Consider the following 17,669-nt stretch of genomic DNA (forward strand, 5'->3'; position numbering starts at 1 on the left):
GCCCGCGCAGCACAGCAGACGAACGACGAGCAAGAGGAACCACAGACATGACGATGACCCCCGAGCAGGCGACCTGGTTCCAGGGCACCTTCAGCCGCCTGGCCGACAACGTCGACCGTGCCCTGCAGGGCAAGCGCGACGTGGTGAGCCTCGTGATCGCGTCGATGCTGGCCGAGGGGCACGTGCTCCTGGAGGACGCCCCCGGCACGGGCAAGACGAGCCTCGCGAAGGCGCTCGCCGCGACCGTGCAGGGCACCAGCAGCCGGATCCAGTTCACGCCCGACCTGCTGCCGTCGGACGTGACCGGCGTCACGATCTACGACCAGAACACCCACACGTTCGAGTTCCACCGCGGCCCGGTGTTCGCCTCGATCGTGCTCGCCGACGAGATCAACCGCGCCTCGCCCAAGACGCAGTCGGCCCTCCTCGAGGTGATGGAGGAGTCGCGGGTGACCGTCGACGGCGTCGCCCACGAGGCCGGCCGTCCGTTCCTCGTGATCGCGACGCAGAACCCCATCGAGCAGGCGGGCACCTACAAGCTGCCCGAGGCGCAGCTCGACCGCTTCCTCATCAAGACCTCGATCGGCTACCCCGACCTCGATGTCACGGCGTCGATCCTCGCGGGCGCCGCGGAGCGCAACCCGTCCGCGAAGCTCGCCCCGGTCATCACCACGAGCGCGGTCGCCGACATGGCCGACCTCGCCGCCGCCGTGCACGTCGAGCCCGCGGTGCTGCGCTACATCGCCGAGCTCGTCGAGGCGACCCGGGCCGACACCGCGATCCGCCTCGGCGTCTCGGTGCGCGGGGCGCTCGCCATGGTCCGCATCGCCAAGGTGTGGGCCGCCGCGCACGGTCGTCACTACGTGCTGCCCGACGACGTGAAGGCGCTCGCCCGGCCGGTGTGGCTGCACCGCCTGCTGCTCGACCCGGAGGCGGAGTTCGCCGGCACCACCGCCGAGACCGTCATCGCCCGCGTGGTCGAGAAGGTCGCCGCCCCCCAGGCCCGCGCCGCCTGATCCGGCGCCGGTCCGTCCCCGCACGGCGGTCCGCCACCCCGGCCCCTGCCCCGCAACGCCGGTCCCTGAGCCGCAACCCCGGTCCCTGAGCTTCGTCGAAGGGACATCCGAAGACAGAGAGCACGCATGACCACGACCGCCCCGGCGCGCAGCACCGATCGCCCGGCCGGATCCGACCGCGAGGCCGGCTGGCGCGACATCCTCGCGCTCGTGCTCGCGCGCGGGGGGACGCGGCTCCGCTTGATCGCCGGCGCGGTGCGCCCGCTGGCCTGGGTGCTCGCGGGTGCGGCCCTGGGATGCCTCCTGATCGCGCTGCCGCTCGGCTGGATCGAACTGGCCGTGATCGCGCTCGTGCTCGCCGTCGTGCTCGTGCTGTGCACGCTGTTCCTCATCGGGCGCACCGCCTACGACATCACCCTCGACCTGGCGCGCACCCGCGTCGTCGTCGGAGAGCGGGCGGTGGGGGCGCTGACCCTGGCCAACCGCGGCAGCAGGGCGATCCTGCCCTCGCGCGTCGTGCTGCCGGTCGGCGCCGGCCGCGGCGAGTTCGGCATCAAGCGGCTCGCCCCCGGGGAGGAGGCGGAGGAGCTCTTCGCCATCCCCACCCACCGGCGCGGCGTCGTGTCGGTCGGCCCGGTCAGCGTCGTCCGCGGCGACCCGCTCGGGCTGTTCGAGCGGGCGCACCGGCGCGACGATCCGATCGATCTCTTCGTGCACCCGCGCACGATCGCCTTCGACGGGCAGTCGCTCGGCTTCCTGCGCGACCTCGAGGGGCTGCCGGCGTCGGATCTGTCCCGCGACGACGTCTCCTTCCATGCGCTCAACGAGTATCAGCCGGGCGACGACCTGCGTCGGGTGCACTGGCGCTCCTCGGCACGCACCGGGGTGCTCATGGTGCGGCAGTACGAGGAGACGCGGCGCTCGCACTTCGTCATCGGCCTGAGCCGCGCGAGCTCCGAGTACGCCGAGGCGGAGGAGTTCGAGCTCGCGATCTCCCTGGCCGGATCCGTGGGTCTGCGTGCGATCCGCGATGCGCAGCACGTCGAGCTGCGCGTGCAGGGCCGGGCGCTGGCGTCCGGCACGGGCAAGCAGCTCCTCGACTCGCTCGCGGGCGTCGAGGAGGGCCGCGCGAAGGACGGCGGGCTGGCGGCGCTGGCCGGCACCGTCGCCGCGCACATGCCGCTGTCCAGCGTCGTGGTGCTCGTCGGCGGCAGCCGCACCTCGCCGGAGGAGCTGCGCGCCGCCTGCGCCCGCCTGCCCTTCGGGTCGCGCGTGCTCGCCATCGTCGCCGATCTCGGCGAGGCCCCGTCGCTGCGCCGCATCGGCGAGGCCGATGTGATCACGGTGGGCGCGCTCGAGCAGCTGCCGCTCGCCCTCGGGAAGGTGCTCGCATGATGGCCCGTCGCCTCACCGACCTCGTCGCGGTGGCCCTGCTCATGGGCGCCGGCATCGCCGGATGGTGGCCCTCGTTCGCGGGCGGATCCTTCCTGCCCGCCGCGCTCGGCGGCCTCGTGCTGGGTCTCGGTGTCGCCCTGCTCTGCGCCTGGCGCGGCTGGGGGATCCTGCCGACCGCCGGACTCACCGTGCTCGCCTACTTCGTCTTCGGTGGGGCGCTGGCCCTGCCGCAGACGACGCTGTTCGGCTTCGTGCCCACCGGCCAGACCCTGGGCGCGCTGTCGGCCGGCGCCGTCACCAGCTGGAAGGCGATGCTCACCACGGTCGCGCCGGTGGCGGTGGGGGACGGCTACGCGCTGGTCCCGTTCCTGTCCGCCCTCGTGTTCGGGGTGCTGACCGCCGCGCTCGCGCTGCGGCTGCGCCGGGTCGCGTGGGCGCTGATCCCCGCGGCGGCGCACCTCATGCTGGTGATCGCCATGGGCGTCCCGGATCCGGCGGCCCCGATCGCGCAGGGCGTCGTCTTCGCTCTCGTCTCGGTGGCCTGGCTCGCGCTGCGCGGCCTCGGCGGCGAGAGCGCGGACGCCGCGGTCCCGGTCGCGGCCGACGGGTCCCGCTCCTCCGCCTTGCGCCGTCGCCGCATCCTCGCCGGGGCGGCCGTGCTGGTCGTCGCCGGCCTCGCCGGCACGGGCGTCGCGGCCGCGACGACGCTCGCCGAGCCGCGGCACGTGTTCCGCGACGTGGTGCTGCCGCCGTTCGACGTGCACCAGTACGCGAGCCCGCTGCAGTCGTACCGCGGGTACGTGAAGGACCACCGCAAGGACACCCTGTTCACCGTGAAGGGGCTGCCCGAGGGCGCCCGCATCCGGGTCGGCACGATGGACGCCTACAACGGCGTCGTCTACGACGTGTCGGACAAGGGCGTCGGGTCGTCGGGGGCGTTCAGTCCCATCCGCGACAACATGTCGGCCGGAGCCACCGGCTCCGCGGCCACGCTCGACGTCACGATGGACGCGTACACGGGCGTGTGGCTGCCCGACGCCGGCGCCGTCAGCCGGATCACGTTCGGCGGATCCGACGCCGATGCGCTGCGGCGTGGCACCTATTACAACGACTCGACCGGCACGGCGGTCGCCACCTCGAAGCTGCGCAAGGGCGACACGTACACCCTGGACACCACGATCCCCCGCACCTGGACGGACAAGCAGCTCGACGGCCTCGCCTTCGGATCCGTCGCGATGCCGAAGTCGGCCGAGGTGCCAGAGAAGCTGGCTTCGCTCGCCTCCGACACGGTCGCCGACGCGAAGACGCCCATCGCGCAGGTGCGGGCGCTGGTGAAGAAGTTCTCCGAGGAGGGCTTCTTCAGCCACGGCCTGGAGGGCGAGGCCCTCAGCCGCGCCGGGCACACCGAGGAGCGGATCTCCACGCTGATCGACGGGCAGCAGATGATCGGCGACGACGAGCAGTACGCCGTCGCGATGGCGCTCGCGGCCCGCTCCCTGGGGATCCCCGTCCGGGTCGTGATGGGCTTCTACCCGGAGAAGGGCCAGAAGGGCACGTTCTCCGCCAACGGCGACAACCTGCACGCCTGGGTCGAGGTCAACTTCGAGAAGGCCGGATGGGTGGCCTTCGACCCGACCCCGCCGAAGGACAAGGTCCCGCAGGACCAGATCACCAAGCCCAAGGTCGTCCCCAAGCCGCAGGTGCTGCAGCCGCCGCCCCCGCCGCAGGAGCCGGTCGAGCTTCCGCCCAGCGTGCCCGACCAGCGCGGCAACCAGGACGGCCCGGACAACCTGTGGGGCATCCTCGGCACGATCCTCGCGATCGGCGGCAGCGTGCTGCTGGTGCTCGCGATCCTCGCCGCGCCGTTCATCGTGATCGGCGCCTGGAAGGCGGCCCGCCGGCGCCGGCGACGCGTCGCGGCGCTCGCCGCCGACCGCATCAGCGGCGGCTGGGACGAGCTCACCGACCGCGCCGTGGACTACGGGGCCCGCCTGCCCTCCGGCGCCACCCGGGCCGAGGAGGCCCGCACCGTGGCCACCGCGCTCACGGTCCCCGCGGTGACCGCGCTCGCCGACCACGCGGACGCCCAGGTGTTCGGCCCGTCCGAGCCGACCGCAGAGGACGTCGATGCGTTCTGGCTCGAGGTCGACGGCATCGTGGCCGGGATGGGCAAGGAGGCGAGCTGGCGGCGCCGGATGATCGCGCGCCTCAGCCTGCGCTCGCTGCTCGGCGGCTCCCGTCTCTCGGCCGGGTTCCAGGGGCTGCGCGACGCCGCGACCGAACGCGTCCGCCGGCCCGGGTCCGGCTCTGGCGCGAGTTCGGGCGCACCTGGCACGATCGAGAGCACACCAGCCACGCAGCGCGGCACCCGAGCCGCACGCCGCGGATCCGAGAGCGAGACCTCATGACGAACGCCCCGAGCAGCGCCGGCGCGACGACGCCTCCGGTCGCGCCGACGTCTCCGGCCGCCCCGATCGCGCCGCTCCCGCGCCGCGTGGCCGCCTACCTCATCGACGCGGCGATCGCGTCGCTGCCCGCGATCATCGGATCGGCGGTCGCCTTCGCGATGGCCGGCGCGGCGAGCGGCGGGGGAGCGACGGCCGTCGCCTCGGCGCTCCTCACCGGGATGGGCATCACGAGCCTCGTGATGCTCGCCTGGTTCCTCGTCTACAGCTTCCTGCAGGGATCCGGCGGATCCATCGGCATGCGCATCCTGCGGCTGCGGCTCGTGCGGGACGGCAGCGAGGCGCCGCTGGGCTTCGGACGTGCGCTGCTGCGCAACGTCGTGTTCGGTCTCAGCGCCGCGATCGTCGTCGGCTACTTCACGCCGCTGTTCGACGGCTCCGGCCGGTTCCAGGGCTGGCACGACCGGGCGGCAGGCGCGATCATGCGCGATGCGCGCACCGCCTCGGGACCGACGGCCGCGCCCGCGGGCGCCGGCGTCATCGCCGAGCCCTCCGCTCCCGCGCCGACGCTCGCGACCGTGCCCGGCGCGCCGCAGCCCGCGGCCGGCCCTCCGGCGCCGTTCGTCCTGACGACGCCGGACCCGCCCCTGCTCCAGGCCGCCCCCGCCGCGTCGTTCGCCCCGCCGGCGGGTGCACCCGCCGCGTCCACGGGGCACACCCTGCCGAACGCCCCGAGCGCCGGCGGGCCCGTCGCGGACCCCGCGGCCGAGGCCGACCCGCACGATGCGACGGTGCTGTCGGCCGCCGCGCAGGCCGCCGCCGACGCCGCGCACGCGATGATCACGGTCGTCCCCGGGGTGAGCCCGTCGGTGCCGGCCCCCGCCGCTCCCGTGGTCTCGGGGCCGGAGACCGTGGCGCCGGCGCGACCGCCCGTGCCGGCGGCCGCGCCCGCCACCGTCGCGGACGCCCTGGCCCTGACCCCCGTGGTGCATCCCGACGAGGAGGACCTGGAGGAGACGCGGATCTCGATCCCGGGGCACCGGCTGCAGTTCGTCTGGGACGACGGCGCACGCGCCACCGTCTCCGGGCGCACGCTGTTCGGTCGCAATCCGGCGCCCGAGGCCGGCGCGACGGTCGTCGTCGTCCGCGACGAGACCCTGTCGCTGTCCAAGACCCACTTCGAGGCCGCGGCCGAGGCCGCCGGCGGCTGGGTGATGGACCGGCACTCGACCAACGGCATGACGATCGTGCGCGACGGGGTGCGGATCGCCTGCCCGCCCGGCGAGCGCGTGCGGATCCGTCTCGGCGACGCCATCGAGATCGGCGACCGGATCGTCACCGTGGGCGGCTACGCATGACGCCGGCGATCGTCGCGCGGTCGGGCGCTGCCACGCACACCGGGCTGCGCCGTGCGCTCAACGAGGATGCGCTGCTCGCTCAGGCGCCGCTGTTCCTCGTCGCCGACGGCATGGGCGGGCATCAGGCCGGCGACGTCGCCAGCACGACCGTGATCGAGGGCTTCGCGCAGCTGCGGGGCCGGCCGGTGCTCACCATCGACGACGTCAGCTTCACCCTGGCCCGCGTGCGCGCGGCGGTCGACGCGATCGGCGGCACCACGGCTCCGGCGGACGGGGGCTCGATGGCCGGCACCACGCTCAGCGGCGTGACGATCGCCGCCGTCGACGGCGTCGGCTACTGGCTGGCGATCAACATCGGCGACTCGCGCACCTACCGGCTCTCCGGCGGCGTGCTGGAGCAGATCTCGGTCGACCACTCCGTGGTGCAGGAGCTCATCGACGCGGGCGAGCTGCGCGCGGCGGACGCCCCCCGGGACCGCCGCCGCAACATCATCACGCGGGCGATCGGCGCGGGCAGCACCGGCGAGGCCGACTACTGGATGATCCCGGCCCGCGTCGGCGATCGGATCCTGGTCTGCTCCGACGGTCTGAGCAGCGAGGTGGACGACGAGGAGATCCGGGCCCTGCTCGCGATGCACGAGGATCCGCAGGCCGCCGCGGAGCGCCTGATCGACCGCGCCCTCGAGCACGGCGGGCGCGACAACGTGACCGCGGTCGTCGTGGACGCGCTCCACGTGAGCACGCGTCCGGGGCGCGACGGCGCAGCCGGCTTCGACGACGAGGACATCGACTCCGACACGCGACCGCGTGCCGAGGCCATGGGAGGGATGCGCTGATGAACACCGTCTACCGCGCAGGGTCGTGGTTCGCGCTGATCGGCCCCGGGGCCGTGATCGCACTGCCTCCGGATGCGGACGCCGCGCTCGTCGCGAGGCTGTGGGAGCGGGTCGCCGCCGACGAGGCCTCCTTCGCCGAGGTGGTCGATGCGCTGACGGCCGCGGGCGGCGGGTCGTTCGCCGCGATCCCGCCGTTCGCCGCCGTGGTGCGCGAGGGCGAGCACGCCCGGATCGCGGTGCGTGGGCGGGTGCGGGCGCGCGTGGTCGCCGCGGGCGACGAGCGCGAGATCACCGGGGCGGAGGTCACCACCTGGAGCGAGCGGTTCGTGCCCGGCATGACCGGCATCGAGATCCGGGTCGAGGACGGCGCGGAGGATCCGGCGCTGCCGATCGTCGCGGGCGTCGTGCGCGCCGGTGTGATCATCGCCGGCACCGCGCTCCTTCCCGAGCCGTCGGCCGAGGCTGCGCCCGAGGTCCGCGCGTCATCCGACGGCGACCCCGCTGTCCCGGCTCCGGGCTCGTCTGACGAGGAGCTCGCCCCGTCGCCAGCGTCGTCTGATGAGGCCCCCGTCCCGTCGCCCTCGTCGTCTGATGATGACGTCGTCTCGTCGCCCGCGTCGTCTGATGATGACGTCGTCCCGTCTCCGGGGTCGTCTGATGAGGACGACGTCCCGGCTCCGGGGCCGTCGAGCGAGGACGCCGCAGGCGACCGAGACGAGACGCCGTCCCCCGCGGATGAGCCCGATCCCGAGCCCGTCGAGGGGACCACCACACAGGATCCCGAGCCGGAACACGATCCCGCGCCGCTCGTCCCGGCCGCGGACGAGGACGACCTCGGCGACACGGTGATCAGTGCTCCGGCGCCGGTGGAGACGATCCTCCCCCCGGCCGACACCATCGCGGCGCCGCTGGGCGGGCACACCCTCGACTTCCGCCCGGCACCGACCGCCCCGGTGCAGGCCGGCCCTGCGCAGGCCGCCCCGGCGCAGGCCGCCCCGACGGCGCCGCAGACCGGGAGCGCCCCGGACGACGGCGACCACGACGGCGCGACCATCTCCCTCGCTCAGGCGCGGGCCCTGCGCGGCGACCTCCCCGTCGCGCCGACCGTCGCGGGCGCGGTTCCCACGCCCGCCGAGCCGGTGCCCGCGCCCGTGTCCGCCGTGCCCGGGATCACGCTGGAGCCCGCGCGCCCCGGTGCCGCGAACCCCGCCCCCGCTGCAGCCGTGACCACCGGCCCTCGGGTGCGGCTGTCCTCCGGGCAGGTCGTCGCGCTCGACCGCACGGTCGTGATCGGACGCCGCCCGCGGGCCACGCGTTCCAGCGGTGCCACCCTGCCGCACCTCGTGGCGGTCGACAGCCCGCAGCAGGACATCTCGCGCAGCCACCTCGAGATCCGCCCCGAGGCCGACGCGGTCGTCGTGCTCGACCTGCACACCACGAACGGATCCACGCTGCTGCGCCCCGGCGCCGAGCCGGTGCGGCTGCACCCCGGCGAGCAGACCATCGTGGTCACCGGGGACGTGATCGATCTCGGCGACGGGATCACCGTCGCGTTCGAGGATCTGCCGTGAGTCGTCCGCCGTCCCCGCCGCCGCAGCTGGAGGGGTTCGACTACGTCGAGCCGCTGGGCACCGGCGGGTTCGCCGACGTCTTCCTCTACGAGCAGCAGCAGCCGCGTCGCCGCGTGGCGGTCAAGGTGCTCCTCGCCGACCGGCTCGCGTCGGGCGCCGCCCAGGAGTTCGCCGACGAGGCGAACGTCATGGCGATGCTGTCCACGCATCCCGCGATCGTCACGATCTATCAGACCGGCGTCGCCGCCGACGGACGCCCGTACCTCGTCATGGAGTACTGCCCGCGGCCGAACCTGCAGCAGCGCGCCCGCAAGGAGCCGTTCAGCGTGGCCGAGGCGCTGCGCGTCGGCGTCCAGGTCGCCGGAGCCGTGGAGACCGCGCACCGCGCCGGGGTGCTGCACCGCGACATCAAGCCCGCGAACATCCTCGTCACGGCCTACAACCGGCCCGCCCTCACCGACTTCGGCATCGCCTCGACCACGGGCGCGGTGAGCGAGGCCGCGGGCATGTCGATCCCCTGGTCGCCGCCGGAGTCGTTCGGCGACCCGCCGCAGGGCGGGGTGCGCTCGGACGTCTACGCGCTCGCCGCCACCCTCTACACGCTGCTCACCGGGCGCAGCCCGTTCGAGAAGCCGGGGCAGCGCAACAGCGGCGCCGATCTGATCGCGCGGATCGAGGGCGAGCCGCTGCCGCCGCTGGGGCGCGCCGATGTGCCGGAGAGCCTCGCCCGCGTCCTCGAGCGCGGCATGGCGAAGAATCCCGCCGACCGCTTCGGCAGCGCCGTGGCGTTCGCCCGGGCGCTGCAGAAGGTGCAGATCGAGCTCTCGCACTCGGTGACCCCGATCGACATCGTCGACGACCATCAGCCGGAGCGCGAGCACGACGATGACGACGACGGCCTGACCCGGGTGCGCGAGGTCGTCAGCATCGACCCGAGTCACACCGCCACCCGGCCGTCGGCGACGACGAGCCCCGTACAGGCCCCCGTCGTCCCCGCGGCGCCCGGCCCGCGGTTCGACCCCGCCGGAGCAGCCGAGGACGAGACCTCCGCACGCACGATGATCCGGGTGCCCGCGGCAGCCGCGCCGGCGCCGCCGGTCGCCCCCGCCGCGCCGGTCGACGCCGGCGACGATGCGCCGACCGTGCTGCGCCCGCCGCGTACGGTGAGCCCGGACGCCGGCGCCGTCGCGCCGGAGAGGGCACCGGCCCCCGCCGCTCCCGCACCGACGGACCGCTCCGTCGCCCCGGCGTCCCGCCGGGGTCTGATCTGGGGCCTGGTCGCGGCGGCGGCGGTGGTCGTGCTCGCCGGCGGATCGGTGCTCGCGGTGAACCTGCTCAACGCGAACCCGCCGAAGCCCAAGCCGACCGCCGCGGAGAGCGCGGATCCGCAGGATCCTCTCGGCGACATGACGGCGACGCCGAAGGACGTCGTCGGCACGCCCGACGGTGCAGGCTCCGTGCGCTTCACCTGGACCAACCCGAGCCCGCAGAAGGGCGACTCCTACCTCGTCACGGTGGTGACGCTCGCGGGAGACGGCGACATGACCAAGGTCGACGCGCCGGAGATCACGGTCCCGGCGCAGCCCGGCGGCACGACCTGCATCGATGTCGTGCTGCGCCGGGAGAACGGCTCCGGTTCGTCGACGGTGAGAGGATGCACCTCATGACCATGGACCCCGAGGTCACGCAGGATCCGACCCGTGCGCGGGTGACGGTGGAGTTCGCGGGGGAGTACTTCCCGATCGAGGCCGGAGGCCGGTTCGTGGTGGGGCGCGAGGGCGACCTCGCCATCGACGACAACCTCTTCCTGCATCGGCACTTCCTCGAGATCGCCGAGTCGGCCGGCCTGTGGTGGCTCGCGAACATCGGCGCGCGCCTGCAGGCGACGGTGACCGATGCGACCGGCGGAGTGCAGGCCTGGCTCGCGCCCGGCGCCCGGCTCCCCCTGGTGTTCGCGACCACGAGCGTCGTGTTCTCCGCGGGGCCCACCACGTACGAGTTCACGATCCACGCCTCCGAGCCGACCTTCCGGGAGACCCGGCGCGAGCGCGAGTTCGACGGCGATTCGACGATCGGCGACGTGCCGTTGACGCTCAGCCAGAAGCAGCTTCTGGTGGCCCTCGCCGAACCGCTGCTGCGCCGCGACGGCACGGGCATGAGCGCCCTGCCGTCCAGCGCCGACGCCGCGGCGCGCCTGGGCTGGACCGTCACCCGCTTCAACCGCAAGCTCGACAACGTGTGCGACAAGTTCGACCGCATCGGCGTGCCCGGCATGCGCGGCGGGGTGGGCGGATCCGCGACCAACCGGCGGGCGCGCCTCGTCGAGCACGTGATCGCCTCGCGCCTCGTCGGCAAGGCCGATCTGCCGCTGCTCGACGTGAAGGATGCGGATCCCGGCGACGCGGAGTGACCGGATCCGACCGGACGACGGATGGGGAGTCGTCCCCATCGACGGCCCCGTCGGATCTTCCGTAGGCTGGACGAATGCTGCGGGTCGGGCTCTCCGATCCGGACGATCTCGGAGGGGTAGCTGGGCATGCCGGAGGTGAAGGCGGGCCGCTCGAACGCGCCTCAGGACATGATCTGGGAGGTCGAGGAGCACAAGCCGGTGATCGAGGGCCTCGACGCCGCAGGCCGCCCCGACCCCGCGTACGCCGCAGCCCTGGGTCTCGTGCGCGCGCCGTTCGGGCGCCGCGCGGCGTCGGCGGTGATCGACGCCGCGATCTGGTTCGTCGTCCAGCTGCCGCTGTGGTTCGGCGCGGTGCCCTTGCTGCTCAAGTTCGCCGCGGGGACGATCTCGCTGTACGGATTCGTGAACCACCCGGACTTCCGGCTCTCGGTGATCATGGCCGCGGTGACCGTCGTGCTCAGCCTCGCCTTCGCGGTGGTGCAGCTCGTGCTGCAGGGAGTCCGGGGGCTCACGATCGGGAAGGCGATCACCGGCCTGCGCCTCGTGAGCGTGCGCACGCTGGAGCGCGCGGGCGTCGGTGCCGTGCTGCTGCGCTTCCTCGTCCTGGTGGGTACGAGCCTCGTGCCCCTGCTGGGGGTCGTGTTCCTCCTCTCGCCGCTGTTCGACCCGGAGGGGCGCGGCCGCGGATGGCATGACAGGGCGTCCCGGGTCTGGCTCGTCGACGTGCGCAACGGCCTGAACCCGCTCGACGAGAAGCGGATGCGCCTGGCCAGGAAGATGGTGAAGGCGGATCCGGTGCCGGAGCGCTCCGCGCTGCCGTCGCTCGCCACGCCGGTGGGGCCGACCGCGGCTCCCGCCTACCGCCCCGGCAGCCGCATCAGCGCCGGGGTGCTCGGCGTCGCCCGACCGCATGCCGCGCCCGGCGGCCTCGAGGCGCCGGCGACCCCGACGATGACGCCGCTCGCGCCGGTGGCGGTGCCCGACCCGACGCCCGTGCCCACGGCCGCCCCGCAGCAGACGCCCGTCACGCCGGTCGCCTCGCCGGCACCGGCGGCTCCGCCGCAGACGCCGGTCGCCCCGCCTGCTCCCGCGTCGCAGCCGACCGTCGCACCTCAGCCGACCGTCGCACCTCAGCCGACCGTCGCGCCTCAGCCGACCGTCGCGCCGCAGCCCGCGCAGCCCCCGGCCGCGCCTCAGCCGACCGTCGCGCCTCAGCCCGCGCAGCCCCCGGCCGTGCCGCAGACCCCGTCCGCGGCGCCGGTCGCGCGCTACGCGCTGCGGCTCGACACGGGGGAGAGCATCCCGGTCGTCGAGGCCGTGCTGCTCGGGCGGAACCCGGATGCCTCGGGCCACCCGGACGCGCGCCCGCTGCCGCTCGCGGATGCCAGCAAGTCGCTGTCGAAGACCCATCTGCTCGTGCGGCCGGTGGCGGCCGGATTCGAGATCACCGACTGCGGGTCGACCAACGGATCAGGACTGATCCGCGACGGGATCGAGTACGCCGCGCCCGCCGGAGCCCCGGTTCCGGTGCGCGACGGCGACACCATCCGCATGGGTGACCGCCTGGCGACCGTGGTGGCGCTGTGAGCGGATCGGGAGGGCCGAACGCGCACGGCGTTCGGCCGAGGGGGGATGAAGGACACGCATGAGGCTGAAGCTGACGCTGCACCGGCCGGTGGGCGAACCCGCCGACATCGTGATCACGACGGACTCGACCGCGACGGCCGGTGATGTGGCGCGGCACGTCGCCGCCGCCGATCCGACGCGCGCCACCCCCGTCGCGGAGGGGGACGTCGTGACCCTCGCGGTCGCGCCGCCGAACGGCAAGCGGCTGATCCCGCTCGAGCCGGATGTGCCCATCGGCGAGGCGGGGATCGGCTCGGGGTTCGCGGCATCGATCGTCAACTACGGCCCGGAGTACGCGGCCTCGGGACGCAACGACATCGTCGGCATGCTCGTGGGGACGGCCGGCGCGCTCGCCGGACAGGAGTTCCCGATCCGGTCGGGGCACGTGATCCTGGGACGCGACGCGGCGAGCGATGTGGTCATCGCCGACCCCATGGCGTCCAAGCGGCATGCACGGCTCGAGGTCGGCGCGTACATCGAGGTCGTCGACCTGAACTCCGCGAACGGCGTGCTCGTCGACGGCGTCGCGGTGCAGCGTGTCCGCATCGAGGAGGGCGAGCCGTTCGTCATCGGCAGCACCACGTTCGTGCTCCGCCTGGTCCGGTCCTTCGACGGCTCCGCCACAGAGGAGCCGATCATCGAGCGCGGCGGCGGGCTGCTCTTCAACCGGAGCCCCCGCGTCGAGGTGCGCTACCCGGGCACGCGGTTCACCCTTCCGCGCATCCCGACCGAGCGGATCGGCAAGCTCTTCCCCTGGCCGATCATGGTGACGCCGATCCTGATGGGCGCGGCGCTGTACATGATGAACGGCAACCCGCGATCCCTGCTCATGATCGTGATGACGCCGCTCATGGCGTTCGGCAACATCATCAACCAGTCGGTGCAGAGCAAGAAGACCGAGGGGCACGAGATCGGGGTCTTCGAGCGGCAGTTCGAGCAGCTCGAGGAGGACTTCTACCGCGGCAAGCCCGAGGAGGAGAAGGCGCGCAACGCCGAGGCACCGCCGGTCGCCGAGATCTTCGACCACGCCCTGCGCCTCGGGCCGATGCTGTGGACGAGACGGCCGGAGCACTGGAACTTCCTCGGGCTCAGGCTCGGCAGCCGGCAGCTGCCGGCCCGCAACGACGTCGACGAGGAGGACAGCCCCGAGGGCCTGCCCGAGTACGTCGATCGCATCGATCGGCTCCGTGCCCGCTACGAGCACGTCGACGACGTCCCCGTGTTCGACCTGCTCAGCGACGCCGGCTCGATCGGCATCGCCGGGCACCAGGGGCCGGCCGCCGATACGATGCGCGGCGTCGCCGTGCAGCTGCTGGGGCTGCACGCGCCCAACGACGTGGTGGCCGTCGCCTTCGCCGATTCCGCCTGGACGCCCGAGCTCGACTGGCTGAAGTGGATGCCGCACACGTCCAGCGAGCGGTCGCCGTTCCGCGACATCGCGCTCGCCGACTCCGCCCCGACCTCGGCGGCGCTGCTGAACCAGCTCGAGGAGCATGTGCGCCGGGCGGCCGGCGAGGGGCTGGACTCGGAGCCGCGGGGTCCGTTCAAGGAGGACTGGAACCCGCTGCTGTACGGCTCCGACGTCGCCCGTGCGGCGACCGAGCACAAGAAGACGCCGCCGGTCTCGGTGATCGTCTTCGTCAGCGGGGACGCGCCCGTCGACCGCGGCCGCCTCACGGACGTCCTGGAGCGCGGCGCCGACCACGGCGTGCACGCGGTGTTCGTCGCCCCGACCGTGGAATCCCTGCCCGCGGCGTGCCGGAGCTACATCGACGTCACCGCCGGACTCGAGTCCGCCACGGTGGGCCTGGTCCGCAACGGCGAGAGCTTCGACGACGTCCGCGTCGAGGGCGTGTCGAACGACTACATGAACATGCTGGCCCGGCGGCTGGCGCCCGTGGTCGATGCGAGCACCGTCGTGCACGACGCCTCGGACATCCCGGGATCGGTCATGTTCCTCCAGCTCGTCGATCCGCAGATCGCCGAGGACCCGCAGGTCGTGATCGAGCGGTGGCGGCAGAACAACACGATCGTGGACCGCTCGCCCAACCCTCGGCCGCGGCTGAAGAAGGCGGGCACTCTCCGCGCGATCATCGGCCAGGGCGCGAGCGATGCCATGACCCTCGACCTGCGCACCCAGGGCCCGCACGCCCTCGTCGGCGGCACGACCGGCGCCGGCAAGAGCGAGTTCCTGCAGGCCTGGGTGCTCGGCATGGCGGCGGCGCACAGCCCCGACCGGGTCACCTTCCTGTTCGTCGATTACAAGGGCGGATCCGCCTTCGCCGACTGCGTGGAGCTTCCGCACTGCGTCGGACTGGTCACCGACCTCAGCCCGCATCTGGTGCGGCGCGCGCTCACCAGCCTCCGCGCCGAGCTGCAGCACCGCGAGCACCTGCTGAACCGCAAGAAGGCCAAGGACCTTCTCGAACTCGAGAAGCGCCAGGATCCGGAGTGCCCGCCGGCGCTGGTGCTCGTCATCGACGAGTTCGCGGCTCTGGCCTCCGAGATGCCCGAGTTCGTCGACGGCGTGGTGGACATCGCGCAGCGCGGCCGGTCGCTGGGCATCCACCTGATCATGGCGACGCAGCGCCCCGCCGGCGTCATCAAGGACAACCTGCGGGCGAACACGAACCTGCGCGTCGCGCTGCGCATGGCCGACGAGGCCGACTCCCGCGACGTCGTGGACGACCCCATCGCCGCGACGTTCTCGCCGACCATCCCCGGCCGCGCGATCGCCAAGACGGGACCGGGCCGGCTCGTGCCGTTCCAGTCGGCGTACGCGGGCGGCTGGACCGGTGCCGACGAAGCGGCCGTCGCCGACGTGCGCGTGGCCGAGCTGCGCTTCGGCGCGACCGCCGAATGGGAACCCGATCGTCCGGCCGATTCCGACGCGCACGAGGAGGACCTCGGCCCGAACGATCAGAAGCGGATCGTGTCGACCCTCATCCACGCCGCGGACGTCGCGGGGCTCCCGCGGCCCCGGCGTCCGTGGCTCGACGACCTGCCGCTGCTCGTGGATCTGAACGACCTGCCCAACGACGGCGACACCCGGATCCCGCTGGCGCTCCTGGACGTGCCGGAGAAGCAGCTCCAGGAGGCGGCCGTGTTCGTCCCCGACCGCGACGGCTCGCTCGTGGTCTACGGCACGTCGGGTTCGGGCAAGTCGACCCTGCTCAAGAGCATCGCCACCGCGGCCGGCATGCGCCCCGATCGGGGGCGCGTGCAGGTCTACTGCCTCGACTTCGCCTCCGGGGCGCTCGGTTCGCTGAACACCCTGCCGCATGTCGGGTCGGTCGTGGACGGCGGCGACGTGGAGCGCATCCAGCGGCTGCTCCGCACGCTCGACAGCGAGATGGATCGCCGGTCGGCCCTGTTCTCCGCCGCCAGCGCGGCCTCCGTGCAGGAGTACCGCGAGCTCGCGGATCCGAACATGCCCCGCATCCTGCTGCTCGTCGACAACTACCCCGAGTTCAAGAAGGACTGGGAGGTGACGGCAGGACGGGGTCCGTTCTACCGGATCTTCATGCGGATCCTCGGCGAGGGACGCACGCTGGGCGTGCACACCGTGATCACCGCCGACCGCGGCAACGCTGTGCCCAGCGCGGTGGCGGCGAACATCTCCCGTCGCGTCGTGCTGCGCATGGGGGACCCGACGCAGTACATGCTGCTGGGCGCCCCGCGCGACGTCCTCGATGAGCAGTCGGCTCCGGGCCGCGCCGTCGTCGACGGGCACGAGGCGCAGATCGCGGTGCTGGGCGGCACGATGAACGTCGTGGAGCAGACCAAGGCGCTCGGCGCCCTCGGAGAGCGCCTGCGTGCGCAGGGGGTGCGCGACCTTCCCGAGATCGGCGCGCTGCCCACGCTCGTGCCCGCCTCGGAGATGCCGGCGCAGGTCGACGGGCTGCCGGTCTTCGGCGTCGCGGACGACACTCTCGCGCCGTACGGCTTCGAACCCGTCGGATCCTTCGTGATCGCCGGTCCCCCGGCGTCGGGCAGGACCAACGCCCTCAAGGCGCTCGTCGTGGCCATGGAGCGGTTCAACCCGCGGATCCAGATGTACCACTTCGGCACCCGGCGCTCCGAGCTCAAGGACTTCCGCCCCTGGACGCGCAGCGCGATCCGCCCGGAGGACGAGAAGGATCTGGCGACCGAGCTCGCGGAGCTGGTCGTCAGCGACGCCCCGGGAGGCCGGATCCTCATCGTCATCGAGGACATCCCGCACCTCGCGGACGGTCCCGCGGATCGTCCCATGCGCGCCCTGCTGCAGGCCATGAACAACAGCGATCACATGCTGATCGCCGATGCGGAGATCAGCCGCGCGAGCGGCAGCATCGGCGTCCTCGGCGAGTGGAAGGCGGGGCGCCAGGGCATCGTGCTGAAGCCCGACACCTACGACGGCGACACGATCTTCAAGACGCCGTTCGGCCGGGTCAAGCGCAGCGACTTCCCCGTCGGCCGCGGCATCTTCGTACAGGCCGGCCGGGCCGTCACGATGCAGATCCCCTTCGTCCCCGAGGCGCCTTGAGCGCCCGGGAATCGGGGATCGGCCGATGGGTAGTTCTCCCCATGTGCGGTCGGCGGATCGTTGGTTAGCCTGGGGGCAATGGGCTGAGCAGCCTGATTGAGAGACAGACCTGGAGGGGTTCGCATGGCCGGACACGATTTTGGCGCAACGTACAGCGAGATGGAAGGCGCGGCGTCGCGTCTGCGTGACGGACGCAGCAGCGTCACCGACACGCTGAAGGAGCTGCAGGGCGTCATCGACGACCTGGTGCAGGACGGCTTCAAGACGGAGAACGCGTCCGACGCGTACTCGTCGGCGTACGAGGAGCTCACCACCTCCCTCGACGACGCCGCAGAGGCCGTGAACGACATGGCGCAGGCGCTGGAGCGCATGGCGGACCAGATCCGCGACACCGACTCCAGCATGGCCGGTGGTGCCTGAGCCAACCCGCTGCCCGGGGTCGTGATGTCGAGAGGATCGACGTCACGACCCCTTGCTGTGTGCGCGCCCGGTTCGTGCGCGCACACAGCGGCGTCTGCGCCTGCCGG

Annotated in this window: 11 protein-coding genes; all 11 read left to right on the forward strand. The window is 73.3% G+C overall.

Features of this window, described 5'->3' with window-relative positions; genetic code table 11:
• The first annotated feature begins 47 nt into the window (after positions 1–47).
• The 11 genes from WFJ17_RS09405 to WFJ17_RS09455 all read left to right on the forward strand — a co-directional run bounded on the left by WFJ17_RS09405 (position 48) and on the right by WFJ17_RS09455 (position 17,562).
• Positions 48–1,016, forward strand: coding sequence for an AAA family ATPase (locus tag WFJ17_RS09405; RefSeq protein WP_251447336.1), 969 nt, complete (start codon positions 48–50; stop codon positions 1,014–1,016).
• Positions 1,017–1,142: 126 nt separating this feature from the next.
• A complete protein-coding gene (locus WFJ17_RS09410; RefSeq protein WP_292887686.1) occupies positions 1,143–2,411 on the forward strand; it encodes a DUF58 domain-containing protein in 1,269 nt (422 codons plus the stop codon).
• On the forward strand, positions 2,408–4,819 hold the full coding sequence (locus tag WFJ17_RS09415; RefSeq protein ID WP_336648261.1) for a transglutaminase family protein: 2,412 nt from the start codon (positions 2,408–2,410) through the stop codon (positions 4,817–4,819). Before WFJ17_RS09410 ends, WFJ17_RS09415 begins: the two co-directional genes overlap by 4 nt.
• Positions 4,816–6,174 carry an RDD family protein gene (locus WFJ17_RS09420; RefSeq protein ID WP_336648262.1) on the forward strand — a complete coding sequence of 453 codons (1,359 nt, stop codon included), beginning with the start codon at positions 4,816–4,818 and terminating at the stop codon, positions 6,172–6,174. The genes WFJ17_RS09415 and WFJ17_RS09420 overlap by 4 nt, the downstream gene beginning before the upstream one ends.
• Positions 6,171–7,010: a PP2C family protein-serine/threonine phosphatase gene (locus tag WFJ17_RS09425; RefSeq protein ID WP_336648263.1), complete on the forward strand. Its 840-nt coding sequence runs from the start codon at positions 6,171–6,173 to the stop codon at positions 7,008–7,010. Before WFJ17_RS09420 ends, WFJ17_RS09425 begins: the two co-directional genes overlap by 4 nt.
• Positions 7,010–8,581, forward strand: coding sequence for an FHA domain-containing protein (locus WFJ17_RS09430; protein WP_336648264.1), 1,572 nt, complete (start codon positions 7,010–7,012; stop codon positions 8,579–8,581). Before WFJ17_RS09425 ends, WFJ17_RS09430 begins: the two co-directional genes overlap by 1 nt.
• The gene (locus tag WFJ17_RS09435) at positions 8,578–10,248 is read left to right on the forward strand and encodes a serine/threonine-protein kinase (RefSeq protein ID WP_336648265.1); all 1,671 of its coding nucleotides are present in this window, start codon (positions 8,578–8,580) and stop codon (positions 10,246–10,248) included. The genes WFJ17_RS09430 and WFJ17_RS09435 overlap by 4 nt, the downstream gene beginning before the upstream one ends.
• Entirely contained in the window at positions 10,245–10,991 is a 747-nt protein-coding gene (locus tag WFJ17_RS09440) for a hypothetical protein (protein WP_251447316.1), read from the forward strand. Before WFJ17_RS09435 ends, WFJ17_RS09440 begins: the two co-directional genes overlap by 4 nt.
• Before the next feature lie 126 nt (positions 10,992–11,117).
• Positions 11,118–12,578 (forward strand): RDD family protein, encoded by a 1,461-nt coding sequence (locus WFJ17_RS09445; RefSeq protein ID WP_336648266.1) that lies wholly within the window; start codon positions 11,118–11,120, stop codon positions 12,576–12,578.
• A 58-nt stretch (positions 12,579–12,636) separates the two neighbouring features.
• The gene (locus WFJ17_RS09450) at positions 12,637–17,142 is read left to right on the forward strand and encodes an FtsK/SpoIIIE domain-containing protein (protein ID WP_295034832.1); all 4,506 of its coding nucleotides are present in this window, start codon (positions 12,637–12,639) and stop codon (positions 17,140–17,142) included.
• A 123-nt stretch (positions 17,143–17,265) separates the two neighbouring features.
• A complete protein-coding gene (locus WFJ17_RS09455) occupies positions 17,266–17,562 on the forward strand; it encodes a WXG100 family type VII secretion target (RefSeq protein WP_251447307.1) in 297 nt (98 codons plus the stop codon).
• The last annotated feature ends 107 nt before the right edge of the window (positions 17,563–17,669 follow it).

Source organism: Microbacterium sp. MMO-10, from assembly GCF_037148715.1.
Classification (GTDB): Bacteria; Actinomycetota; Actinomycetes; order Actinomycetales; family Microbacteriaceae; genus Microbacterium.

What these genes read in the sequence shown, in the direction of transcription:
- WFJ17_RS09445 (WP_336648266.1), top strand. Translation starts at nt 11,118, where the DNA reads ATGCCGGAGGTGAAGGCGGGCCGCTCGAACGCGCCTCAGGACATGATC.
- WFJ17_RS09450 (WP_295034832.1), top strand. Translation starts at nt 12,637, where the DNA reads ATGAGGCTGAAGCTGACGCTGCACCGGCCGGTGGGCGAACCCGCCGAC.
- WFJ17_RS09415 (WP_336648261.1), top strand. Translation starts at nt 2,408, where the DNA reads ATGATGGCCCGTCGCCTCACCGACCTCGTCGCGGTGGCCCTGCTCATG.
- WFJ17_RS09405 (WP_251447336.1), top strand. Translation starts at nt 48, where the DNA reads ATGACGATGACCCCCGAGCAGGCGACCTGGTTCCAGGGCACCTTCAGC.
- WFJ17_RS09410 (WP_292887686.1), top strand. Translation starts at nt 1,143, where the DNA reads ATGACCACGACCGCCCCGGCGCGCAGCACCGATCGCCCGGCCGGATCC.
- WFJ17_RS09440 (WP_251447316.1), top strand. Translation starts at nt 10,245, where the DNA reads ATGACCATGGACCCCGAGGTCACGCAGGATCCGACCCGTGCGCGGGTG.
- WFJ17_RS09420 (WP_336648262.1), top strand. Translation starts at nt 4,816, where the DNA reads ATGACGAACGCCCCGAGCAGCGCCGGCGCGACGACGCCTCCGGTCGCG.
- WFJ17_RS09430 (WP_336648264.1), top strand. Translation starts at nt 7,010, where the DNA reads ATGAACACCGTCTACCGCGCAGGGTCGTGGTTCGCGCTGATCGGCCCC.
- WFJ17_RS09425 (WP_336648263.1), top strand. Translation starts at nt 6,171, where the DNA reads ATGACGCCGGCGATCGTCGCGCGGTCGGGCGCTGCCACGCACACCGGG.
- WFJ17_RS09455 (WP_251447307.1), top strand. Translation starts at nt 17,266, where the DNA reads ATGGCCGGACACGATTTTGGCGCAACGTACAGCGAGATGGAAGGCGCG.